At 67.2% G+C, this 21,859-nt stretch carries 20 protein-coding genes; 13 read left to right on the top strand and 7 right to left on the bottom strand.

Going from position 1 to position 21,859, the window contains the following annotated elements:
• Positions 1–75 precede the first annotated feature (75 nt).
• From SF06_RS18715 to rlmF, 10 genes are all read left to right on the top strand, one after another.
• Entirely contained in the window at positions 76–1,332 is a 1,257-nt protein-coding gene (locus SF06_RS18715; protein WP_234703315.1) for a TonB-dependent receptor plug domain-containing protein, read from the top strand.
• Positions 1,301–2,113 carry a TonB-dependent receptor plug domain-containing protein gene (locus tag SF06_RS18720; protein ID WP_234703316.1) on the top strand — a complete coding sequence of 271 codons (813 nt, stop codon included), beginning with the start codon at positions 1,301–1,303 and terminating at the stop codon, positions 2,111–2,113. Before SF06_RS18715 ends, SF06_RS18720 begins: the two co-directional genes overlap by 32 nt.
• A complete protein-coding gene (locus SF06_RS08620; RefSeq protein ID WP_039560803.1) occupies positions 2,113–3,105 on the top strand; it encodes an ABC transporter substrate-binding protein in 993 nt (330 codons plus the stop codon). The genes SF06_RS18720 and SF06_RS08620 overlap by 1 nt, the downstream gene beginning before the upstream one ends.
• Positions 3,102–3,890 carry an ABC transporter permease gene (locus SF06_RS08625; protein WP_039560806.1) on the top strand — a complete coding sequence of 263 codons (789 nt, stop codon included), beginning with the start codon at positions 3,102–3,104 and terminating at the stop codon, positions 3,888–3,890. The genes SF06_RS08620 and SF06_RS08625 overlap by 4 nt, the downstream gene beginning before the upstream one ends.
• Positions 3,890–4,723, top strand: a complete 834-nt coding sequence (locus tag SF06_RS08630) for an ABC transporter ATP-binding protein (RefSeq protein WP_039560808.1) — start codon at positions 3,890–3,892, stop codon at positions 4,721–4,723. The genes SF06_RS08625 and SF06_RS08630 overlap by 1 nt, the downstream gene beginning before the upstream one ends.
• Positions 4,717–5,985: an NnrS family protein gene (locus SF06_RS08635; RefSeq protein WP_039560809.1), complete on the top strand. Its 1,269-nt coding sequence runs from the start codon at positions 4,717–4,719 to the stop codon at positions 5,983–5,985. Before SF06_RS08630 ends, SF06_RS08635 begins: the two co-directional genes overlap by 7 nt.
• A gap of 176 nt (positions 5,986–6,161) precedes the next feature.
• Positions 6,162–7,991, top strand: coding sequence for an SLC13 family permease (locus tag SF06_RS08640; protein ID WP_027590555.1), 1,830 nt, complete (start codon positions 6,162–6,164; stop codon positions 7,989–7,991).
• A gap of 69 nt (positions 7,992–8,060) precedes the next feature.
• Entirely contained in the window at positions 8,061–8,504 is a 444-nt protein-coding gene (locus SF06_RS08645) for an NfeD family protein (protein WP_039560810.1), read from the top strand.
• Between the two features lie 11 nt (positions 8,505–8,515).
• Entirely contained in the window at positions 8,516–9,370 is an 855-nt protein-coding gene (locus SF06_RS08650; RefSeq protein ID WP_039560811.1) for an SPFH domain-containing protein, read from the top strand.
• Positions 9,371–9,501: 131 nt separating this feature from the next.
• Entirely contained in the window at positions 9,502–10,461 is a 960-nt protein-coding gene (rlmF, locus tag SF06_RS08655) for a 23S rRNA (adenine(1618)-N(6))-methyltransferase RlmF (protein WP_039560814.1), read from the top strand.
• Positions 10,462–10,588: 127 nt separating this feature from the next.
• Here the strand turns inward: rlmF and SF06_RS08660 are convergent, their stop codons facing one another.
• The 5 genes from SF06_RS08660 to rluD form a co-directional block, all read right to left on the bottom strand.
• Entirely contained in the window at positions 10,589–10,894 is a 306-nt protein-coding gene (locus SF06_RS08660) for a hypothetical protein (RefSeq protein WP_139182057.1), read from the bottom strand.
• A 94-nt stretch (positions 10,895–10,988) separates the two neighbouring features.
• Entirely contained in the window at positions 10,989–11,531 is a 543-nt protein-coding gene (locus tag SF06_RS08665) for a hydrolase (protein WP_039560815.1), read from the bottom strand.
• 97 nt (positions 11,532–11,628) lie between these two features.
• Positions 11,629–14,193, bottom strand: a complete 2,565-nt coding sequence (gene clpB, locus SF06_RS08670) for an ATP-dependent chaperone ClpB (protein WP_039560816.1) — start codon at positions 14,191–14,193, stop codon at positions 11,629–11,631.
• 229 nt (positions 14,194–14,422) lie between these two features.
• Positions 14,423–15,151 (bottom strand): peptidoglycan editing factor PgeF, encoded by a 729-nt coding sequence (gene pgeF / locus SF06_RS08675; protein WP_039560841.1) that lies wholly within the window; start codon positions 15,149–15,151, stop codon positions 14,423–14,425.
• Positions 15,152–15,153: 2 nt separating this feature from the next.
• The gene (gene rluD / locus SF06_RS08680) at positions 15,154–16,125 is read right to left on the bottom strand and encodes a 23S rRNA pseudouridine(1911/1915/1917) synthase RluD (protein WP_027590547.1); all 972 of its coding nucleotides are present in this window, start codon (positions 16,123–16,125) and stop codon (positions 15,154–15,156) included.
• A 128-nt stretch (positions 16,126–16,253) separates the two neighbouring features.
• Here rluD and SF06_RS08685 point away from each other — a divergent pair, with 128 nt between their 5' ends.
• Positions 16,254–17,216 carry an outer membrane protein assembly factor BamD gene (locus SF06_RS08685; protein WP_039560819.1) on the top strand — a complete coding sequence of 321 codons (963 nt, stop codon included), beginning with the start codon at positions 16,254–16,256 and terminating at the stop codon, positions 17,214–17,216.
• 80 nt (positions 17,217–17,296) lie between these two features.
• On the top strand, positions 17,297–18,127 hold the full coding sequence (locus SF06_RS08690; RefSeq protein WP_039560821.1) for an SDR family oxidoreductase: 831 nt from the start codon (positions 17,297–17,299) through the stop codon (positions 18,125–18,127).
• Here SF06_RS08690 and SF06_RS17975 read toward each other — a convergent pair.
• Positions 18,051–18,362: a DUF3509 domain-containing protein gene (locus tag SF06_RS17975; protein WP_076380850.1), complete on the bottom strand. Its 312-nt coding sequence runs from the start codon at positions 18,360–18,362 to the stop codon at positions 18,051–18,053. The genes SF06_RS08690 and SF06_RS17975 overlap by 77 nt on opposite strands.
• Before the next feature lie 297 nt (positions 18,363–18,659).
• Here SF06_RS17975 and SF06_RS08695 point away from each other — a divergent pair, with 297 nt between their 5' ends.
• Positions 18,660–21,272, top strand: a complete 2,613-nt coding sequence (locus SF06_RS08695) for a DEAD/DEAH box helicase (RefSeq protein ID WP_039560822.1) — start codon at positions 18,660–18,662, stop codon at positions 21,270–21,272.
• Positions 21,273–21,292: 20 nt separating this feature from the next.
• Here the strand turns inward: SF06_RS08695 and SF06_RS08700 are convergent, their stop codons facing one another.
• Positions 21,293–21,634, bottom strand: coding sequence for a hypothetical protein (locus SF06_RS08700; protein WP_039560824.1), 342 nt, complete (start codon positions 21,632–21,634; stop codon positions 21,293–21,295).
• Between the last annotated feature and the right edge of the window lie 225 nt (positions 21,635–21,859).

A 21,859-nucleotide genomic window follows, 5' to 3' on the forward strand; every position in this document is an offset into this window, starting at 1 on the left:
TGATTTTCGTCAAGCGAGAATACTTCTCGTTCGTATTAGCATTGCTCCCAAACCGCATTCCGCTGGGAGTTCCACATGCACCTGCGCCCCACCCCGCTCGCCCTGGCCCTCACCCTGGCCAGTCTGCCCGCGTTCGCCGACACCCTCACCCTGGACAGCACCGTGGTTACCGCCCGTGGCTACGCCAGTGACAGCCAGAACACCCCGCAGGCCATCGAAGTGCTGCGCCCGCAACCGGCCAGCAGCGAACCGTTGGGCAGCCTGCTGCGCGGCGAGCCCGGCCTGGCCGTGCACAGCGACGGCGCCTGGGGGCAGAACCCGGTGCTGCGCGGCCTGAAGAAGGAAAGCGTGGTGCTGCTGGTCGATGGCGTGCGAGTCAACTCCGCGCAGCCGCAGGGCGCGCTGGCCTCGTTCAGCGACCTGGGCCTGGTGGACCGCGTGGAAGTGGTCAAGGGCCCGGGCTCGGTACTCTACGGCAGCGGCGCACTGGGTGGCGCGGTCAACCTACTCACTCCGCCGGCGCGTTTCAGCGACCGGCACCGGCAGGGGGGTCGGTTCGGCCTCAGCGCCGGCACGGTCGACGATGCCCTGAGCGGCGCGCTGCTGCTGGAGGATTCCGGGCCCGATCACGGTCTGGTGGCGGGCGTGGCCGGCAGCGATGTCGGCGACTACGACAGCCCGGACGGTACGCAGGCGAACACCGGCTACCGCTCCAACAGCCTGCTGCTCAAGTACCAGCAGAAGCTCGCCGACGACTACGTGCTGCGTTTCAACGCCCAACGCCACGACGACCGCGACGTCTGGTATCCGGCCTCGCGCAAGTCCGCGCCGCCCGCCCAGGCCGCGCTGCTCGGCGAGATCACCATGCATTCGCCGGAGCAGACCCGCGAGCTCTATGCCCTCGGCCTGGATGCGCCGCTCGGCGTCGGCAGCTTGTCCACCGAGCTGTACCGCCAGGAGGTGTTCCGCCAGATCCGCGCCTGGTCCTCGCGGCAGCAGCGCAACTACGTGGAGAACGACGTCAGCTTCATCACCCACGGCCTGCGCAGCACCTGGCTGGCCTCGCTGGGCGACAGCCACCAGCTGAGCATCGGCGTCGACGGCTGGAAGATGACCGGCGATCCGGAGCGCTACCTGTCGCCGACCGGCACGCGTGTGCTCAACAACCCCTTCGAGGACGGCGAGGTCACCTCCGCCGGCCTGTTCGTGCAGGATGAATACAGCCTCGGCCAGACGCAGTTCACGGCCGGCCTGCGCTACGACCGGGTCGAGGGCGATGCCGCAGAAGGGCAGCGGCCCCATGGCGCAGACCCAGGGTCTGAAAAGCAGTGACAACAACCTTTCCTGGTCGCTCGGCGTGGTGCAGCCGCTGACCGACACCCTCAATGCCTACGCCAACCTCGGCCAAGCCTACCGCTCGCCGGACCTGCGCGAGCGCTTCGAGGACGCGGCGCGCGGCGACGGCTACTACCACATCGGCAACCCACAGCTGGACCCGGAACGCTCCACCAGCGTGGAGATCGGCCTCAAGGGTCGCGACGGCGCGCTCGGCTACCAGTTGGCGGCCTTCCACACGCGCATCGACGACTACATCGCCGGCCGCGTGGTCGCCGGACAACTGCAGGCCGGCCTGCCGGTCAAGCGCACCGAGAACATCGACGAAGTGGAGATCTACGGCCTGGAGGGCAACCTCGACCTGCCGCTGGGCGCCTTCCTGCTGGATGCCGGCTTCACCTGGCTGCGCGGCGAGAACCAGCAGTACGACGAGCCGCTGTACCAGATGCCGGCCCATGAGCTGCGTCTGGGCATCGGCCAGCCGGCCGAGCGCGGCCTGTCCTGGCGCGCAGGGGTGCGCGCGGTGGCCGAGCAGGAGCGCATCGCTACCCGCTTCGCCAACGGCACCGAGGACGCCACGCCCGGCTACGCGGTGGTCGACGCCCGGGTCGGCTGGGGCTTCGGCAGCCTCGGCGTGCTGGATACCGCGCGCCTCGACCTGCGCCTGAACAACCTGCTGGACAAGCGCTACCACGAACACCTGGCCGACGGCGTCAGCGGCCAGGAACTGGCCATGCCGGGGCGCGGCGCCGTGCTGGCGGTAAGCGGAGCATTCTGATGATCACTCGTCTGCTGTACCTGATGTGCGCCGCCCTGCTGTGGGTCGGCGCGGCGCAGGCCGAGCCGCGCCAGCGGCTGCTGCTGGCCGGGCCGCTGTCGGCGGTGTCCAACCCGCTGATCCACATGGTCGAGTCCGGCGCGCTCGCCGACCTGGCCGAGCGCGTGGAGTTCGTCAGCTGGCGCGACCCGGACCAGCTGCGGCTGATGGCGCTGAACGGCCAGGCTGACGTGCTGGCCATGCCGGTCAACGTCGCCGCCAACCTCTACAACCGTGGCGCCCCGGTGGCGCTGCTCAACGTCTCCACCTGGGGGCTGCTGTGGATGGTGTCCCGCGAACCGGGACTGACGCGCATCGAGGACTTTCGCGGCAAGGAAATCGCCATGCCGTTTCGCGGCGACATGCCCGACGTGCTGTTCGGCCTGCTCGCCGAGCGCGCCGGGCTGAACCCGCGCCAGGACCTCACGCTGCGCTACGTGGCCAATCCGATGGACGCCCTGCAGCTGCTGCTGATGCGCCGTGTCGACCATGCCCTGCTGGCCGAGCCGGCGGTGTCCATGGCGCTGCGCAAGAGCGGCTCCTTCCCGCTCAGCCTGGTGGCCCCGGAGCTGTACCGCAGCCTGGACATCCAGCAGGCCTGGGGACTGAGCTTCCAGCGCGCGCCGCGCATCGCCCAGGCCGGCATCGCGCTGGTCGGCGCGGCCCGCGAGGACGCCGTTCTGGCCGCGCGCGTCGCCAGCGCCTACGCCGACTCGCTGGCCTGGTGCCAGGCCAACGCCGAGGCGTGCGGGCAGTTGGTGGTCAAGCACCTGCCGGCGCTGCTGCCCGAAGCGGTCAGCGACGCCATGGCGGTCAGCCAGATGCAGGCGATGGCCGCACCGGACGCCCGCCCGGAGGTGGAGTTCCTGTTCGAGCAGCTGCAGGCGCGCAACCCGGCGCTGATCGGCGGCAAGTTGCCGGATGACGGCTTCTACCTGGACGCCCGCCCATGAGACTGCTGCGCACCCTGCTGGGCGACTGGCCGGCCTACCTGTGGAGCGGCTGGGGTGCCCTGGCCAGCCTGCTGCTGCTGTTCGCCGGCTGGCAGCTGGCCGCCGAACACTACGGTTCGCTGGTGCTGGCTCAACCCCTGGAGGCATTCGCCTCCCTGGGTCGTTTCTGGGCCGAGGGCAGCGCCGTGCAGGAGCTGGCGATCACCGGCCGCCGCGCGCTGAGCGGGCTGGCGCTGGCGCTGCTGATCGGCAGTGCGCTGGGGCTGGCTGCCGGGGTGTCGATGACCGCCTCGATGATGTCGCGCCCGCTGGTCACCGTGCTGCTCGGCATGCCGCCGATCGCCTGGCTGGTCCTGGCCATGCTGTGGTTTGGCGCCAGCGACGGCACGCCGGTGTTCACGGTGTTCGTCGCCGCCTTCCCGGTGGTGTTCATCGGCGCCCTGCAGGGCACCCGCACACTGGACGGCCAGTTGCGCGAGATGGCGCGTACCCTGCACCTGCCGCCACACCTGATGGTGCTGGATGTGTATCTGCCGCACCTGTTCTCCTACCTGTTCCCGGCCTGGGTGGCGGCGCTGGGCATGTCCTGGAAGATCGTCATCATGGCCGAGCTGCTGGCCAGCCAGGACGGCGTCGGCGCCGCCCTGGCGATCACCCGTTCGCACCTGGACAGCGCCGGCACCCTGGCCTGGGTCAGCGCCGTGGTCGGCCTGCTGCTGGCTATCGAATACCTGTTGCTGGAGCCGCTCAAACGCGAAGTCGAGCGCTGGCGGGAGCCGTCCTGATGAGCCATCCACGCCTTGAGGTCCGCCAACTGGCGCACAGCTTCGTGCGCACCCAGGTGCTGGCCGACATTTCCTTCACCCTGAGCGCTGGCGAGGTCTGCGCGCTGGTCGGCCCTTCCGGCTGCGGCAAGACCACCCTGCTGCACCTGTGCAATGGCCTGCTGGATGTGCAGGACGGCGGAATCGCCAACGGCTTCGCCAACCCGGTGACACTGTTCCAGCAGCCACGCCTGCTGCCCTGGAAGACCGCGCAGGGCAACATCGCCCTGAGCCTCAAGGCCCGCGGCGTGCCGCGCGCGCGGCGCGAGGCCGCCGCCATCCGCCTGGCCGCGCGCCTGGGCCTGTCGCGTGACGACCTGGACAAGTTCCCGCGCCAGCTCTCCGGCGGCATGCAGAGCCGCGTGGCGCTGGCCCGCGCGCTGCTGCCCGAGCCCGACCTGCTGCTGCTCGATGAGCCGTTCGCGGCGCTGGATATCGGCCTGAAGACCGAGCTCTACGCACTGCTGCAGCAACTGCAGGCCGAGCGCGGCATGGCGGTGCTGATGATCACCCATGACCTGATGGAGGCCGTGCGCCTGTCCGACCGCATCCTGCTGATGGCCGCCGAACCGGGACGCATCGTCGGCCGCTTCGCCCTCGCCCAGCCGCGCGCGCAGCGCGACGATGCCTGGGTGTATCGCACCACCGCCGAGCTGCTGCAGGAACGCGTGGTGCGCGACAGCTTCGGCCTGCCGGATGCCGTCGCCGTCCAGCCCGCCGGCCAACCGGCAACCCTTTCGGTGCTGCCCGACAGCTCCCTTGACGCGCCCCCCCGGAGCCCGAGCCGATGCTGAAACTCGCCGTTCCCGCCCGATGGCAGGGCGCACCCTGGCTGCTCTGCGCCTTCCGCCCGTTCTTCCTGGCCACCCTGGCCAGCGCCGTGCTGCTGATCGGCCTGTGGCTGGGATATCTGCGCGGCCTGTGGCCGCTGCCGACGGCGCTCGGCGGGCCGCTGGTGTGGCATGCCCACGAGCTGCTGTTCGGCTTCGGCCTGGCTGCCGTGGCCGGCTTCGTGCTCACCGCCGTGCCGGAGTTCACCCGCACCGCGCCGGTGGGCCGGCCGTTGTTCTTCTGGCTGCTGGTGCTGTGGCTGCTGGCCCGCGCCAGCTTCTGGCTCAGCGGCCTGCTCGGCCCCTGGCCGGCGGCGCTGTGCAACGTCGGCCTGGCGCTGGCCCTGCCGCTGCTGCTGGCGCGCCGCCTGTTCGCCGAGCCGAGTCGGCGCCAATGGGCCTTTGCCGCCGGCTTGCTGAGCTTCGCGCTCACCGCCATCGGCTTCTACAGCGACCTGCTGCAGGGCCTGCCGCCGATGCGCTGGCTGCACGCCGGCATCGGTGCCATGCTCGCGCTGGTGCTGATCGCCCTCAGCCGCATCTCCATGCGCATCGTCAACGATGCCCTGGAGGCGCGGCAGGCCGATGATCCGCAGGACGAGCCGCGGGTCTACCGCGCCCTGCCGCCGCGTCGCAACCTGGCGATCTTCTGCATAGCGCTCTACACGCTGGCGGAGTTCCTGCTGCCGGGCGCCAGGGTCGGCGGCTGGCTGGCGCTGGCCTGCGCCGCCGCGCTGTTCAACATCCTCAACGACTGGCATGTGGGCCGCGCGCTGTTCAGCCGCTGGGCCCTGTCGCTGTACCTGATCTATTGGCTGATGGCGCTCGGCTACGCCGCGTTGGGGGCGGCCCTGCTCTGGCAAGCACTGCCGATGAGTGCCGGCCGGCACCTGCTGACCCTCGGTGGCATGGGCCTGTCGGTGTTCGCGGTGCTCAACATCGCCGGACGCACCCACAGCGGCGAGGAACTCGACCCACGCGCCTGGGTGCCCACCAGCGCCGCCTTGCTGGTAGCCGGCGCGCTGTTGCGCCTGGCCGCCGGCCTGCCCGGCTGGCCCTATGGCACCCTGATCGTCGCCAGCGGCCTGGCCTGGCTGATCGCCTTCGGCCTGACCGGCTACCACCTCGGCGCGGTGTTCATCCGCCCGCGCCGCGACGGTGGCCTCGGTTGCGAGGAGCCGCTGGACGCCCACGGCGAGGAAGGCACAGCGCCCCGCTGCGGCTGAGGGTTGCCGCACCTAGCCGGCCGCACCTAGCCAGCCGCACCTAGCCAGCCGCACCTGGCGGCGCGATCGATCGGTGAAGCGCGATCCATCCTACGACCGACCCGGGGCCTTCCAAAAACCCCGGTTACCGGTATCGTATGCCGGCATTTCGCCACGCCTTCCTTGTCGTATCTCCCATGACCCTTGATCTCTTGCTGGTTCTCGCCCTGCTCACCTGCTGTGTCGCACTGTTCGTACGCAATAAACCGCGCATGGACGTGGTAGCCGTCCTGGCCATGGTGGCGCTGCCACTGCTGGGCATCCTCACGGTACCGGAGGCACTGGCCGGATTCAGCGACCCGAGTGTGGTGCTGATCGCCGCACTGTTCATCATCGGCGATGGCCTGGTGCGCACCGGTATCGCCTACCGCATGGGCGACTGGCTGGTGCGCACCGCCGGCAGCAGCGAGACGCGCCTGCTGGTGCTGCTGATGCTGGCGGTGGCCACCCTGGGCTCGGTGATGAGTTCCACCGGCGTGGTGGCGATCTTCATCCCGATCGTCATGGGCATCGCCGCACGGCTGCGCATCAATCCCGGCCGACTGATGATGCCGCTGGCCTTCGCCGGGCTGATCAGCGGCATGCTGACACTGGTGGCAACCCCGCCGAACCTGGTGGTGCACAGCGAGCTGCGCCGCGCCGGGCTGGGCGGTTTCGATTTCTTCGCCTTCACCCCCATAGGCCTCGCCATCCTGGCGCTGGGCATCGGCTACATGCTGTTCGCCCGGCGCTGGTTGCGCAGCGACGACGGCCAGTCGGCCGGCGACCGCTCGCGCCATACCCTGGCCGACCTGGCGCGCGACTACCGGCTTTCCGAACGCGAGCGGCGCCTGCGGGTGCTGCCGGAGTCGCCGCTGGCCGGCCGCCTGCTCAACGAGCTGGAGCTGCGCAGCCAGTACGGCATCAACGTGATCGCCGTCGAACGCCACGGGCGCTTCCGCAACCAACTGATGATGGCCACCGGCAGCACCAACCTGCAGGCCGGCGACATCCTGCTGGTCGACCTGGCCAGCCCCGCCATCGCCCTGCTGGGCGCCTATGACGAGCTGGGCCTGGCGCCACTGCAACTGAAGAGTTCCTACTACGCCGACCACGCCCATGAGCTGGGCCTGGCGGAGGTAGCGCTGCCGCCGGAATCGACGCTGCCGGGCAAGACCATCCAGGAGCTGGGCTTCCGCAGCCGCCATCAGCTCAACGTGGTGGGCCTGCGCCGCAACCGCGAAGCGCTGGAAGGCGTGCTGGTCGATGACAAGCTGCGCCCCGGCGACACCCTGCTGGTCGCCGGGTCCTGGAAGAACATCGACCGTTTGCACGGCCTGTCCCGTGACTTCCTGGTGCTCAGCCTGCCGATGGAAGTGAACGAGGTGGTGCCGGCCGGCGACCGCGCGCCGCACGCGCTGTTCAGCCTGACGGTGATGATCCTGCTGATGGTCAGCGGCCTGGTGCCCAATGCCCTGGCCGCGCTGCTGGCCTGCCTGCTGATGGGCGCCTTCCGCTGCATCGACATGGACAGCGCCTACAAGTCCATCCACTGGCCGAGCCTGGTGCTGATCGTCGGCATGCTGCCGTTTGCCCTGGCCCTGCAGAAGACCGGCGGTATCGCGCTGGCGGTGGACGGCCTGCTTGCGCTGCTCGGCGACGCCGGCCCGCAGGTGCTGCTGGCCTGCCTGTTCACCGTCACGGCGCTGACCGGGCTGTTCATCTCCAACACCGCCACCGCCGTGCTGATGGCGCCCGTTGCGCTGTCGTTGGCCCAACAGCTGGGTGTGTCGCCCTACCCCTTCGCCATGACCGTGGCGCTGGCCGCCTCGGCGGCGTTCATGACACCGATCTCCTCACCGGTGAACACCCTGGTGCTCGGACCGGGCCGCTATCGCTTCGGCGATTTCGTGAAGATCGGCGTGCCCTTCACCCTGCTGGTGATGCTGGTGACGGTACTGCTGGTGCCGCTGGTGTTTCCGCTGTAAGCGTCTGCGACGGGCGATGCGGCGGTCGAACTGGTAGGCTGCGCGGGCGATTCATCCCGGAGGGAAACGATGACGATCGAATGGTGGTACTGGGTGGTCGGTGGCGTGCTGCTGATCCTGCTGGAGCTGGCGATCCCCGCCTTCTTCGTACTCTGGTTCGGCCTGGGCGCGCTGCTGGTCGGCCTGCTGATGCTGCTGGCCGGCGCTCTGGCGCTGACCACGCAGCTGCTGGTCTGGGGGCTGGCCTCGCTGGCCATGGTGGCGCTGTGGTTCAAGGTGTTCCGCCGCGACCGGCACAAGACGCTGATCGGCACCGCCGACGGCACGGTGCTGGGCGAAGTCGGCCTGCTGGTCGGCGCGGTCGAGCCGTTCCAGCGCGGCAAGGTGCGCTTCCAGCGCCCGATCCTCGGCGCCGATGAATGGGCCTGCGTGGCCGAATCCGCAATTGCCGCCGGTGAGCGCGTGCGGCTGATTTCCGTGGAAGGCAGTTTTCTCAAGGTTGCCAAGGCTTAAGGAGTAGATCCATGAATGAAGGATTGATTGTTGCGGTAGTGCTGCTGGTGTTCATTCTGGTCACCGTCGCCAAAGGTGTGCGCCTGGTGGCGCAGGGTGAGGAATGGGTGGTCGAGCGCCTGGGCAAGTACCACAGCACGCTACGACCGGGGCTGAACATCCTGATTCCCTATCTGGATCGGGTGGCCTACAAGCTGGTGACCAAGGACATCATCCTCGACGTGCAGGAGCAGGAAGTGATTACCCGCGACAACGCGGTGATCCTCACCAACGCCATCGCCTTCGTGAAGGTCACCGATCCGGTGAAGGCGGTATACGGGGTGACCGATTTCTCCGAGGCGATCCGCAACCTGATCATGACCACGCTGCGTTCGATCGTCGGCGAGATGGAGCTGGACGAGGCGCTGTCCTCGCGCGACAAGATCAAGGCCCGCCTGCGCGAGAGCATCGCCGACGAGGCCGTGGACTGGGGCCTGACCGTGAAGTCGGTGGAGATCCAGGACATCAAGCCGTCCGAATCCATGCAGCGCGCCATGGAAATGCAGGCCGCCGCCGAGCGTGAGCGCAAGGCCACCGTGACCCGCGCCGAAGGCGCCAAGCAGGCGGCGATCCTGGAGGCCGAGGCCCGCCTGGAATCGGCCAAGCGCGACGCCGATGCCCAGGTGACCCTGGCGGAATCGTCGGCCGAGGCGATTCGTCGCGTGACCTCGGCCATCGGCAACGAAACCGGCCCGATGATGTTCCTGCTCGGCGAGAAGTACATCGCCGCCATGGAAGGCCTAAGCAAGAGCACCAACGCCAAGACCGTGCTGATCCCCGCCGATATCCAGGAAACCCTGCGCGGCGTGCTGGGCAAGCGCGGCTGAGCCGGCTTCCCCCCTCTCCCCTCGCGGGAGAGGGCCGGAGAGAAGGGGCGCACCCACGAGCGAGGGACGCTCCCCTCCACCCGCACGGATATGGGAAAATCGCCGCCCTATCCCCCCGCCGATGTTTCCCGATGTCCACCGCTGCCCCCGCCCTGCACCCACGCAACCGCCACCAGGGACGCTACGACTTTCCCGCCCTGATCAAAATCTGTCCGGAACTGGCGCGTTTCGTCATCACCAATCCTTATGGCAAGCCGAGCATCGACTTCGCCAATCCCGAAGCGGTGAAGGTGTTCAACCGCGCGCTGCTGCGCCAGCACTACGGCCTGCGCCACTGGGACATTCCGGCCGGTTACCTGTGCCCGCCCATTCCCGGCCGCGCCGACTACCTGCACGGCCTGGCCGACCTGCTGGCCGGCGACAACGGCAACCGCATCCCAGAGGGCTCGCGGATTCGGGTGCTGGATGTGGGCAGCGGCGCCAACTGCGTCTACCCGCTGATCGGCCTGCATGAATACGGCTGGCGTTTCGTCGGTGCGGACATCGATGCCACCGCGCTTAAGGCGGCGGCGGAGATCCTGCGCGCCAATCGCCTGCAGGAACGTATCGAGCTGCGCCAGCAGGCCGAACCCGCACATATCTTCCAGGGCGTGATCCAGCCGGACGAGCGCTTTGACCTGACCCTGTGCAACCCGCCGTTCCACGCCTCGGCGGACGAAGCGCTGAGCGGCAGCCGGCGCAAGTGGCGCAACCTAGGCAAGCTGGACCCCAAGCGTGCCCTGCCGGTGCTCAACTTCGGTGGGCAGGGCAACGAGCTGCACTGTCCCGGGGGCGAAGCGGCGTTCATCGACACGCTGGCCCATGAAAGCGCGCAGGTCGCCACGCAGGTCTACCGCTTCAGCACGCTGGTGTCCAAGGCGGGCAACCTGCCGGGCCTGGAGAGCCGCCTGCAAGCGCTGGGCGCGCGCGATATCCGCATCACGCCGATGGCGCAGGGCCAGAAGCAGAGCCGCTTCGTGTCATGGACCTTCCTGACGCCCAAGCAGCGCGAGGCCTGGCGCAAGGGCTGGCAGGGCGGAGAAGGCGGCTAGCGCTGCCTGACGGCGCGCATGGTGGATCGGTGGAGCGCGATCCACCCTACGAAACAGCGCGGACCCGTAGGGCGGACAGCGTCTTTCCTGTCCACCATCGCGCCGGGCACGGCGCACCTGCGGCGCGTCAGAGAAAATGTTCGCCCAGGTATGGCCGCAGCAGTTGGATGGCTTCGAACACCCCGCCACTCACCAGCATGACCAGCCCGACGTAGATGGCGTGCATCAGGTTGCTGCGGGCGAAACGATTGATCCACCAGCGGTGCAGCAGCAAGGCCAGGATGCCCAGCAGCGGAAAGACACCCAGCGCGATGAAAACACCGGTCTGGGTCTGCGGACGGGTCAGCAGCAGGCCGACCAGCATCCAGACGAGCAGTGCATAGAGTCGGTGGCGACGGTCGCGCCAAGGGCTGTGCAACGGAACAGGCCTCATCGTGCCTCCAAATGGTGCAGGGATTGACGTTAGTCCGTGCGCCAGCAAGAAGCCTGCCATGATATCGGCGCGATATCGCCAACTCTTTGGCAGTTCAGCGAATCAGCGTCCGGCTGATTTCCTTGAACGTCTCGGTCCCCGCCCGTTCCATCCACTCGAAGGCCACCATCTCGCCCGAGACGATCTGCGCGCCGGCCTGCCGCATGCGCGCCAGCGCCAGCTGCTTGTTGGCCGGCGTGCGCGAGGTCACCGCCTCCTCGACCACGAACACCTGCCGGCCGGCTTCCAGCAGTTCCAGCACCGTCTGCAGCACGCAGACGTGGGTCTCCGCACCACACACCACGAACTGCTGCCGCTCGCCGCCGGGCTGGGCCAGCAGCGCCGCTTCCCGGGCGGTGGAAAAGCGCAGTTTTTCCACCGGCGTCACGCTCTCCAGCAACGGCTGCAAGGCCGCCACGGTCGGGCCCAGCCCCTTCGGGTACTGCTCGCTGACCAGCACCGGCACGTTCAGCTTGCGCGCCACACGGATCAGCCAGGCGCTGTTGTCCACCAGCGCCTCGGCCTCGTGCAGGGCCGGGCACAGGCGTTCCTGGATATCGATGACCAGCAGGGTCGAACGGTCGGCGCGCATCAGCATGGGCAGGTCTCCAAGGCAAAATTGAACCTGCAGCATGCCCGCAGACGAAAACGGGGGCCAGAGGCCCCCGTTGTTCATTGGTCGTAGACGAAACAGGTTAGGCAAAGACGATCTCGTCTCCCTCCACCTTGGCCTGCACCACCGCGCCGGGCGCGAAGTCGCCGGCCAGGATGCGCTGCGCCAGCGGGTTCTCGATCCAGCGCTGGATGGCGCGCTTGAGCGGGCGGGCGCCGTATACGGGGTCGTAGCCGACCGCGATCAGCTTGTCGATGGCCTCGTCGGAGAGCTCCAGGCTCAGCTCGCGCTCGGCCAGGCGCTGGCGCAGGCGGCCCAGCTGGATCTGCGCGATGCCGGCGATTTGCTCGCGGGCCAGCGGGTCGAACACCACCACCTCGTCGATGCGGTTGATGAACTCCGGCCGGAAGTGATGGCTGACGGCATCCAGCACCGCCGCGCGCTGCGCGTCCGGGTCGCCGACCAGTTCCTGGATCTGCGCCGAGCCGAGGTTGGAGGTCATCACCACCACCGTGTTGCGGAAGTCCACGGTGCGGCCGTGGCTGTCGGTCAGCCGGCCGTCTTCCAGCACCTGCAGCAGGATGTTGAACACGTCCGGGTGGGCCTTCTCCACCTCGTCCAGCAGCACCACGGAGTACGGCTTGCGGCGTACCGCCTCGGTCAGATAGCCGCCTTCCTCGTAGCCGACATAGCCGGGCGGCGCGCCGATCAGGCGAGCCACGGAGTGCTTCTCCATGAACTCGGACATGTCTATACGGATCATCGCCTCCTCGGTGTCGAAGAGAAACTCGGCCAGCGCCTTGCACAGCTCGGTCTTGCCCACGCCGGTCGGGCCGAGGAACAGGAACGAGCCGCTCGGCCGGTTCGGGTCGGCCAGGCCGGCGCGCGAGCGGCGCACCGCGTTGGCCACCGCGACCACCGCCTCGTGCTGGCCGATGACGCGCTGGTGCAGCATGTCTTCCATCTTCAGCAGCTTCTCGCGCTCGCCTTCCAGCATCTTGGCCACCGGGATGCCGGTCCACTTGGAGACCACCTCGGCGATTTCCTCGTCGGTGACCTTGTTGCGCAGCAGCTGCTTTTCCACCTGGCCATGCTGCTCGGCCATCTGCAGGCTGCGTTCCAGGTCGGGAATGGTCTGGTACTGGATGCGCGCCATGGCTTCCAGGTCGCCCTTGCGCCGCGCGGCCTCCATTTCCTGGCGCGCCACCTCGATCTTCTGCTGGATCTGCGCGGTGCCCTGCACCTCGGCCTTCTCCGACTTCCAGATTTCCTCCAGGTCGGCGTATTCCTTCTCCAGCTTGGCGATGTCGTCCTCGAGCTTTTCCAGGCGCTTCCTGGTGGCCTCGTCGTCTTCCTTCTTCAGCGCCTCGCGCTCGATCTTCAGCTGAATCAGGCGGCGATCCAGGCGGTCCAGCTCCTCGGGCTTGGAGTCGATTTCCATGCGGATGCGGCTGCCGGCCTCGTCGATCAGGTCGATGGCCTTGTCCGGCAGCTGGCGGTCGGTGATGTAGCGGTGACTGAGCTTGGCGGCCGCGATGATCGCGCCGTCGGTGATGGTCACCCCGTGGTGCACCTCGTAGCGCTCCTTGAGGCCGCGCAGGATGGCGATGGTGTCCTCCTCGCTGGGCTCGTCGACCAGCACCTTCTGGAAGCGGCGCTCCAGGGCGGCGTCCTTCTCGATGTACTGGCGATACTCGTCCAGCGTGGTGGCACCCACGCAGTGCAGCTCGCCACGGGCCAGGGCCGGCTTGAGCATGTTGCCGGCGTCCATGGCGCCCTCGGCCTTGCCGGCGCCGACCATGGTGTGCAGCTCGTCGATGAACAGGATCACCCGGCCTTCCTGCTTGGCCAGCTCGTTGAGCACCGCCTTCAGGCGTTCCTCGAACTCGCCGCGGAACTTGGCGCCGGCGATCAGCGCGCCCATGTCCAGCGACAGCAGGCGCTTGTCCTTCAGGCCGTCCGGCACCTCGCCGTTGACGATGCGCTGGGCCAGGCCCTCGACAATGGCGGTCTTGCCAACGCCGGGCTCGCCGATCAGCACCGGGTTGTTCTTGGTGCGGCGCTGCAGTACCTGGATGGTGCGGCGGATCTCGTCGTCGCGGCCGATCACCGGGTCGAGCTTGCCTTCCTCGGCGCGCTTGGTCATGTCGACGGTGTACTTGTCCAGCGCCTGGCGCGCTTCCTCGGCGTTGGGATCGTTGACCGCGGCGCCGCCGCGCAGGTTGGTGACGGCGTTCTCCAGCGCTTTCTTGCTCACGCCCTGGCCGAGCAGCAACTTGCCAAGCTTGGTGTTCTCGTCCAGCGCGGCGAGCAGCACCAGCTCGCTGGAGATGTACTGGTCGCCCTTCTGCTGGGCCAGGCGGTCGGCCTGGTTGAGCAGGCGCGCCAGGTCCTGGGACAGGTTCATGTCGCCGGTGGGGTTCTGCAGCTTGGGCAACTGGTCGAGCTCGCGGGTCAGCGCCTGGCGCAGGCTGTTGACGTCGAAACCGACCTGCATCAGCAGCGGCTTGATCGAGCCGCCCTGCTGCTCCAGCAGCGCCTGCATCAGGTGCAGCGGTTCGATGGCCGGGTGATCGAAGCCCACCGCGATGGACTGCGCGTCAGACAGCGCGAGCTGCAGCTTGCTGGTCAAACGATCGATACGCATGAAGAGGTTCCTCATTGAGAAGCGAGCGGGCGGTGAACGGCCCGTGGATGCTCCTTAGATGAGGATGATGCCCAAGGATTCAAGGGCGCCGGGCGAGCCGTGACGCCAGGTCGCAGGTGCCGCGAAGCTGCAGGGTCAACTGTAGGAGCGACTTCAGTCGCGAGCTCCTGGGTGGCGCCTGCACAAGCGCATCGCGGCTCCGCCCCTACACAATCGGCAGCGGTGCCTGTTATCGCGGCGCCAGCCAGATCAGCGAGGCGAAACGCCCGGTACGCGCAGCGCGACGGTAGGAATAGAAGCGTGGGTCGCTCCAGGTGCACAGCCCGCCGCCATACACGGCGGTGACGCCGCGCGCGGCCAGGCGGATGCGCGCCAACTGATAAAGATCGGCCAGGTACTTACCGGGATTGGCGCTCGGCCGGAACGCCGCGTCCGCTTGCGGATGTCCGACCAGGAAGGCCTCGCGCACTTCTGGCCCCACTTCGAACGCCTCCGGCCCGATGGCCGGGCCGAGCCAGACCAGCACCTCTCCGGGCAGGCAATCCAGCGCATCGAGGGTGGCTTCCAGCATGCCGCCGGCCAGCCCGCGCCAGCCGGCATGCGCCGCTGCCACGCGCGTGCCAGCGCGGTCGCAGAACAGCGCGGGCAGACAGTCGGCGGTCAGGATGGCGCAAGCCACGCCCGGCGTGGCGCTCCAGCTGGCATCAGCTTCCTGGACGCGGGCGGGATCGGCTTCCACCACGCGGATGCCATGCACCTGGCTCAGCCAGGCGGGCTGGCAATCGAGGGCGTCCCGCAGGCGGCGGCGGTTCTCGGCCACCGCCTGCGGATCGTCATTCACGTGATCGCCGAGGTTGAAACTGTCGAACGGCGACTGGCTGATGCCGCCGCTGCGGGTCGTCACGCAGGCGCGTACGCCGGCCGGCGCCGGCCAGTCGGGGACCAGCCAGTCGGTCATCATCAGACGAAGGACTCGCTGTCCTGGCGCAGCAGGGAGAGCAGCCAGACGAAGTCTTCGGGCAGCGGCGATTCCCACTTCATGCGCTTGCCGGTGGTCGGGTGCTCCAGCTCCAGGAAGCGCGCGTGCAGCGCCTGCCGGGGGAAGTTCTTCAGGCTGTCGACCAGCGTGGGGCTGGCCGCCGGCGGAATGCGGAAGCGGCCCGCGTACACCGGGTCGCCGACCAGCGGATAGCCGATGTGGGTCATGTGCACGCGGATTTGGTGGGTGCGTCCGGTTTCCAGCTTGACCCGCACGTGGGTGTGCGAGCGGAAGCGTTCCAGCACCCGGTAATGGCTGACCGCCGGCTTGCCGCCGACGCTCACCGCCATGCGCTGGCGCTGGGTGCCATGACGGCCGATGGGCGCGTCGATGGTGCCGCCGGCGGTGATCACGCCGATCACGATGGCCTCGTAGATGCGGCTGACGGTGCGTTTCTGCAGCTGATCCACCAGCGTGGTGTGGGCTTCCAGGGTCTTGGCCACCACCATCAGGCCGGTGGTGTCCTTGTCCAGGCGATGCACGATGCCGCAACGCGGTACCTGATCGATACCCGGTACATGGTGCAGCAGCGCATTGAGCAGCGTACCGTCGGCGTGCCCGGCCGCCGGGTGTACCACCAGGCCGGCCGGCTTGTCGATCACCATCAACTGGTCGTCTTCGTAGACGATGTTCAGGGCGATGTCCTGGGCTACCCAATCGCCCTGCACTTCCTGCTCGGCCTCGAGCTCCAGCACGGCGCCGCCGTGCACGATGTCGCGCGGACGCAGCACCGCACCGTTGACGGTCAGGCGGCCGTCCTTGATCCAACTGGTCAGGCGCGAGCGCGAATGGTCGGCGAACAGCTGTGCGGCAACCTGGTCGAGGCGCTGGCCACCCAGTTCGTAGGGAACTTCGGCGCGCAGCTGAATGGTTTGCGTGGGAGTCGGTGACATGCTGGGCAACGGGGCGCGGCCTTTGGACTGGGGCGGCGCTTGTGATTAAATACGGCGTCCTGGCCCGGAGTTCCGGGCCGCACACTATATCAGGACGGCCCGCGGCCGTCACAGGGACGCAAGCCGCCATGCACGTGAAACATCTGTTGCTGATCGCCACCCTGGCCCTTGCCGCCTGCGCCTCCCAGGAGTCCAAGGACGACGAACTCAGCGAAGCCGAGCTGTATCGCCAGGCGCAGTCCGCGCTGGACGACAAGAGCTACACCACCGCCGTGAACAAGCTCAAGGCCCTGGAGTCCCGTTACCCCTTCGGCCGCTACGCCGAGCAGGCGCAGCTGGAACTGATCTACGCCTACTACAAGAACATGGAGCCGGAGGCTGCCAAGTCCGCCGCCGATCGCTTCATCCGCCTGCATCCGCAGCACCCGCAGGTCGACTACGCCTACTACCTCAAGGGCCTGGCTGCCTTCGACCAGGACAACGGACTGCTGGCGCGCTTCATGCCGCTGGACATGTCCAAGCGCGATCCCGGCGCGGCGCGCGACTCCTACAACGAATTCGCCCGACTCACCAGCCGCTATCCCAACAGCCGCTACGCCCCGGATGCCAAGCAGCGCATGATCTTCCTGCGCAACCGCCTGGCCGCCAACGAAGTGCATGTCGGCCAGTACTACCTGACCCGCAAGGCCTATGTGGCGGCCGCCAACCGCGGCCGCTATGTGGTGGAGAACTTCCAGGAAACGCCAGCGGTGGGTGACGGCCTGGCCCTGATGGTCGAAGCCTATCAGCACCTGGGGCTGGATGACCTCGCGGCCAGCAGCCTGGCGACTCTGAAACTCAACTACCCGCAGCACCCGAGCCTGGACAACGGCCGCTTCGTGCCGCGGGAAAGCATGGACGAACGCGGCTGGCTGGCCCGCGCGCCCCTTGGGCTGGTCGAGACCGACACCACCCTGGAACCCGGCGAAACCCGGGCCAGCCAGGACGTGCAACGCCAGTACGAGGAAGCCGAGGACGCCTTGCCCGACGAGCTGAAGACGGAACGCAAGCGCTCCTGGTGGAGCCGCCTGACCTTCGGCCTGTTCGACTAGCAGGCCATGCAAAACAAGGGAGCGCCAGGCGCTCCCTTTTTTGTTTACAGTGCCCGACATAACAACGAGCGAGGCACGCCATGACCCAACCTGTTGCCCTGATAACCGGCTGCTCCAGCGGCATCGGCCGCGCCCTGGCCGATGCATTCCTCTCGGCCGGCTACCACGTATGGGCCACCGCCCGCAAACCCGAGGATCTAGCCGCCCTGGCCGCGGCGGGATTCACCGCCGTGGCCTTGGACGTCAACGACGCCCAAGCGGTACTGGAGCTGGGCGATGATCTGCGAAAGCGGGCCGGACGGCTCGACGTACTGGTCAACAACGCCGGCTACGGCGCCATGGGCCCACTGCTGGATGGTGGTGCCGACGCGCTGCGCCGGCAGTTCGAGACCAATGTGTTCGCCCCGATCGAGCTGGCCCGCGCCTGCTTCCCCCTGCTGCGCGACAGCCGTGGCCTGGTGATCAACATAGGCAGTGTCTCCGGTGTGCTGGTCACGCCGTTCGCTGGCGCCTACTGCGCTTCCAAGGCTGCGGTGCATGCACTCTCCGACGCCTTGCGCCTGGAACTGGCACCGTTCGGTATCCAGGTCATGGAAGTCCAGCCCGGCGCCATCGCCTCCAGCTTCGGTGCTCATGCCAGCCAGCAGGCCGAGGCAATGCTGAACGAGTCCTCCCCCTGGTGGCCAATGCGAGATGGCATCCGGGCCCGTGCCAGAGCCTCCCAGCAAAACCCGACACCCGCGGCGGACTTCGCCCGCGCGGTGCTCGCCGCTGTCCAGGCGCGCAGACGCCCCCGCGTGCTGCGCCTGGGCAACGGCAGCCGCAGCCTGCCGCTCATGGCCGCCTGTTTACCCGGCGGCGTGCTGGATCGCGTGCTGAGCAAGCGTTTCGGTCTACGGCGTCAGTTCTGATCAGCCAGAGCAATGCCTGGCCACGTTCGACGGCGATGCCAAATCGAATGCTGCGAATCAGCCGGCGCAACGCGTCCGGATCCTGCAGCTCGCGCGCCGACAGCCGGCGCCGGATCAGCCGGTTCTGACGATCGCACAGCACCAGCAGGCGGCTGCCATCCGCCCGCTGCGGGCTGAAGCACACGCGAAAGTCATCCGCAAAGGCGAGCCTCAGGTACCGATAGGGATCGAACATGGTTGCCGCCCTCGCCGTTGGTAAGTCTCATCACAGGCAGAGCAAGGGGCGCACCAGCTTGCGCGGCTTCCGACCAACGGCAACTATGGCATTCCAGAGCATCGCGGCGTTTCCGGTTGCGCACGGGTGCGCACCATCGCGGCAACTCGCTCGCAATCCTGCCCTGTAACGATGCAACGCATCGCCCGGGGCTGCCCAGGTGCCGGCGGCCGTGCGAGAATTTGCGGTTTCCCTGATTCGGCCTGTGAAGTTGATGCAGTTCGACCTGTACCTTTCTCCAACAGCGGATCGCCGCTCATGAGCGCCGACATCCGCGGGGTGACCCAGCGCGACTGGCTCGAGCGTTTCGAAGGGGGCTGCGTGGCGCGCGGTCGGCGCTACGCGGAACAGGGCCGCTCCACGTTGCTCGCCATCGAAGGGCAGATTCTCAAAGCCCGCTGCCGGGGCTCCGAAGAGCACGACTATCGGCAGTCCATACGCCTGCAGCCCCGCAGTAACGCCCCTTGGGAAGTGCACGGTCTGTGCAGCTGCCCGGTGGGGTACAACTGCAAACACGTGGTAGCAGCCCTGCTGGCCCTGGAGGATGCCCATCGCCGAGGCATCGCACCGCGGGCCAGCGAGCCCGAAGTCGAACAGATCCTGCGCACCGACCTGGAACCGCGGCCACACCTGCTGCTCAACAGCCATGTCCGTGTGCATTTCGATGCCCGCAAAGGGCGCATGACCGAGCAGATCCAGCACCGCGCCGCGCTGACATTCGAGTACGACGGACAGCGTGTACACGGCAAGGCCACCGGCGACCTGCTGCGCTTCATCGCTCCGGGCCGCCAGTTGCGTATCCGCCGTGATGTGGAGCGCGAAACCCTCTATCGCCAGCGCCTCGCCGAGCTGGGGTTCAGCATCGCCCTGCGGGTCAGCGAGGCCCTTGGCGAAAAGGATGGCGAGCCTTTCGAATTGCCCGATACCACCAGTTGGATGCAGTTCACCCGCGATGGCGTGCCAATGCTGCGCCAGGAGGGTTGGAATATCACCATCCTGCCGGACTTTCATTTCAACCTCGCCCAGGTGGATCACTGGTATGCCCACGTCAACGAAGCGAGCGATCCGAACTGGTTCGATCTGGAAATGGGCATCGAAGTGGACGGGCAGCGCATCAGCCTGTTACCCATTCTGCTGCAGGCCATTCGCAGCCGGCCCTGGTTGCTGACGGCCGACGCGCAGGACGCCGCGGATGACGAGGTTCTCTTCGCCCTCTTGCCCGGCGGACAGCGCGTAGCCTTGCCACTGGCTCGCCTCAGGCCGCTGCTGCAGAACCTGGGCGAGCTGTACTTCCAGGAGCAGCCGGCCGATCTGCAGCAGCTACGCCTGCCGCTGGCCGATGCGGCACGCCTGCAGCAGCTGAAGGCGACGGACGATGCCTTGCGCTGGGAGGGTGGTGAACGGTTGCGAGAACTGGCGCACCGGCTCAACACTTTGGGTTCGCAGCCTATGCCACAACCCGCCGGCCTGCAGGCCCAGTTGCGACCCTATCAACAGCAGGGTGTGGCCTGGATGCGTGCGCTGGGCGAACTGGGTATGGGCGGTGTACTGGCCGACGACATGGGGCTGGGCAAGACACTGCAGACCCTGGCGTTCATCCTGTCGGAGAAGAATGCAGGGCGACTGACCGCGCCGGCGCTGATTGTCATGCCCACCAGCCTGATCCCCAACTGGCTGGATGAGGCCGCACGATTCACCCCGCAGTTGAAGGTTCTGGCTCTTCAAGGGCCGCGCCGCCATCAGGAATTCGGACGGCTTGCGGAATATGATCTGCTGTTGACCAGCTACGCCCTGCTGCCGCGTGATGCCGAGCGACTGAGCCGTCAGCACCTGCACCTGCTGATCCTTGACGAGGCGCAAAACATCAAGAACGCACGCAGCAAGGCCGCGTTGGCGTTGGGAATGTTCAACGCCCGGCAACGCCTCTGTCTGACCGGGACGCCATTGGAAAATCATCTGGGTGAACTTTGGTCGCTCTTCCACTTCCTGATGCCGGGCTGGCTGGGACGGGAGCAGGAGTTCGCCCGCCATTACCGAACTCCCATCGAAAAACACAGCGATCTCGAACGACTTACCCTGCTGCGCGCACGGGTGCAGCCCTTCCTGCTGCGCCGCACCAAGCAACAGGTTGCCCCCGAACTGCCAGCGAAGACCGAGATCACTCAGTGGGTACAACTGACCCCGGCCCAGCGTGATCGCTACGAGGCCTTGCGCCTGGCAATGGATAGCAAGGTGCGCGAGGAGATCCAGCGCCAGGGGCTGGCACGCAGCCAGCTGGTGATCCTTGAGGCCTTGCTGCGTCTGCGTCAGGCCTGTTGCGACCTACGCCTACTGGATGAAGGGCACGGCAGGGCGGAACACTCGGCGAAGCTGGTGGCCACACTCGAGATGCTGGAAGAACTGAATGCCGAAGGCCGACGGGTACTGGTGTTTTCGCAGTTCACCGCCATGCTGGAGCTGATCGAACAGGAACTGAAACGTCGCCATATCAGCTACACCCTGCTGACCGGGAACACCCGGGATCGCGCCACGCCAGTGCGCGAATTCCAGGCTGGCAAGCATGCGGTCTTTCTGATCAGCCTCAAGGCGGGCGGCGCCGGCCTCAACCTGACGGCTGCAGATACGGTGATTCATTTCGATCCCTGGTGGAACCCGGCTGTCGAAGCGCAAGCCAGTGACCGCGCCTATCGCATCGGGCAGGACAAACCAGTTTTCGTCTACAAGCTGATCGCCAGGGGCAGTGTGGAAGAAAAGATTCAGCAGCTGCAACGCCACAAGGCACAGCTGGCCGACGGCCTGCTTCGCGGCGCTGAGGGTGGCTGGCAACTCAGCGAAGAGGATGTCAACACACTGTTGGGCCCGCTGCAATAACGAGTGGGCCCAGCACCGGGTCAGAGGATGTGGTTTTCTACCACGTACCAGACTTCTCCGCGTGCCTTGTTCAGCAGAGCCAACTGCGCCTCTTCGTCGGCCGCCCCACCAATGGACTGACCCAGCCCGGTGACCACATAAATGATGGCATCGAGGGCTTTGGCGGTGTGCTCGTTGAGTTCCTTGCCAGCCAGGTCCAGTTTGTCGGACAGCATGTGCCAGATGTTCTGGCGAACCTCGACGAACAGTTGATCCACTTCCTGTTGATCAGGCGCTTCCGCATTCAGGGTGGGGTGGGAAACCAGGAATAGTACCTGTTCCATCAGGTCATTGATCAGAGCGTTGTCTTGTTGAACAGCCATTGCGGAGCGCCTAGAAAATGAATGTAAGAAGTTAACGGCCTGACGGGCGAAAAGTTGAATTCCCAAAGTCGGAAAAGACAAAACCCCAACCCGCGGTTGCGGATTGGGGTTTTGGTTTTAGGTGCTTGACGATGACCTACTCCTGTCTCTTATACACATCTTACGCTGCCTAGAAAACTGTACGAGTATAGTCCTCCTCTCATCTACATCTCCGCATATAGATCC

The organism is Pseudomonas flexibilis, from assembly GCF_000802425.1.
Classification (GTDB): Bacteria; Pseudomonadota; Gammaproteobacteria; order Pseudomonadales; family Pseudomonadaceae; genus Serpens; species Serpens flexibilis.

Bases quoted from the DNA above. Each gene is read 5' to 3' on its own strand.
- SF06_RS18715 (WP_234703315.1), top strand. From the start codon at position 76: ATGCACCTGCGCCCCACCCCGCTCGCCCTGGCCCTCACCCTGGCCAGT.
- SF06_RS18720 (WP_234703316.1), top strand. From the start codon at position 1,301: ATGGCGCAGACCCAGGGTCTGAAAAGCAGTGACAACAACCTTTCCTGG.
- SF06_RS08620 (WP_039560803.1), top strand. From the start codon at position 2,113: ATGATCACTCGTCTGCTGTACCTGATGTGCGCCGCCCTGCTGTGGGTC.
- SF06_RS08625 (WP_039560806.1), top strand. From the start codon at position 3,102: ATGAGACTGCTGCGCACCCTGCTGGGCGACTGGCCGGCCTACCTGTGG.
- SF06_RS08630 (WP_039560808.1), top strand. From the start codon at position 3,890: ATGAGCCATCCACGCCTTGAGGTCCGCCAACTGGCGCACAGCTTCGTG.
- SF06_RS08635 (WP_039560809.1), top strand. From the start codon at position 4,717: ATGCTGAAACTCGCCGTTCCCGCCCGATGGCAGGGCGCACCCTGGCTG.
- SF06_RS08640 (WP_027590555.1), top strand. From the start codon at position 6,162: ATGACCCTTGATCTCTTGCTGGTTCTCGCCCTGCTCACCTGCTGTGTC.
- SF06_RS08645 (WP_039560810.1), top strand. From the start codon at position 8,061: ATGACGATCGAATGGTGGTACTGGGTGGTCGGTGGCGTGCTGCTGATC.
- SF06_RS08650 (WP_039560811.1), top strand. From the start codon at position 8,516: ATGAATGAAGGATTGATTGTTGCGGTAGTGCTGCTGGTGTTCATTCTG.
- rlmF (WP_039560814.1), top strand. From the start codon at position 9,502: ATGTCCACCGCTGCCCCCGCCCTGCACCCACGCAACCGCCACCAGGGA.
- SF06_RS08660 (WP_139182057.1), bottom strand. From the start codon at position 10,894: ATGAGGCCTGTTCCGTTGCACAGCCCTTGGCGCGACCGTCGCCACCGA.
- SF06_RS08665 (WP_039560815.1), bottom strand. From the start codon at position 11,531: ATGCTGATGCGCGCCGACCGTTCGACCCTGCTGGTCATCGATATCCAG.
- clpB (WP_039560816.1), bottom strand. From the start codon at position 14,193: ATGCGTATCGATCGTTTGACCAGCAAGCTGCAGCTCGCGCTGTCTGAC.
- pgeF (WP_039560841.1), bottom strand. From the start codon at position 15,151: ATGACCGACTGGCTGGTCCCCGACTGGCCGGCGCCGGCCGGCGTACGC.
- rluD (WP_027590547.1), bottom strand. From the start codon at position 16,125: ATGTCACCGACTCCCACGCAAACCATTCAGCTGCGCGCCGAAGTTCCC.
- SF06_RS08685 (WP_039560819.1), top strand. From the start codon at position 16,254: ATGCACGTGAAACATCTGTTGCTGATCGCCACCCTGGCCCTTGCCGCC.
- SF06_RS08690 (WP_039560821.1), top strand. From the start codon at position 17,297: ATGACCCAACCTGTTGCCCTGATAACCGGCTGCTCCAGCGGCATCGGC.
- SF06_RS17975 (WP_076380850.1), bottom strand. From the start codon at position 18,362: ATGTTCGATCCCTATCGGTACCTGAGGCTCGCCTTTGCGGATGACTTT.
- SF06_RS08695 (WP_039560822.1), top strand. From the start codon at position 18,660: ATGAGCGCCGACATCCGCGGGGTGACCCAGCGCGACTGGCTCGAGCGT.
- SF06_RS08700 (WP_039560824.1), bottom strand. From the start codon at position 21,634: ATGGCTGTTCAACAAGACAACGCTCTGATCAATGACCTGATGGAACAG.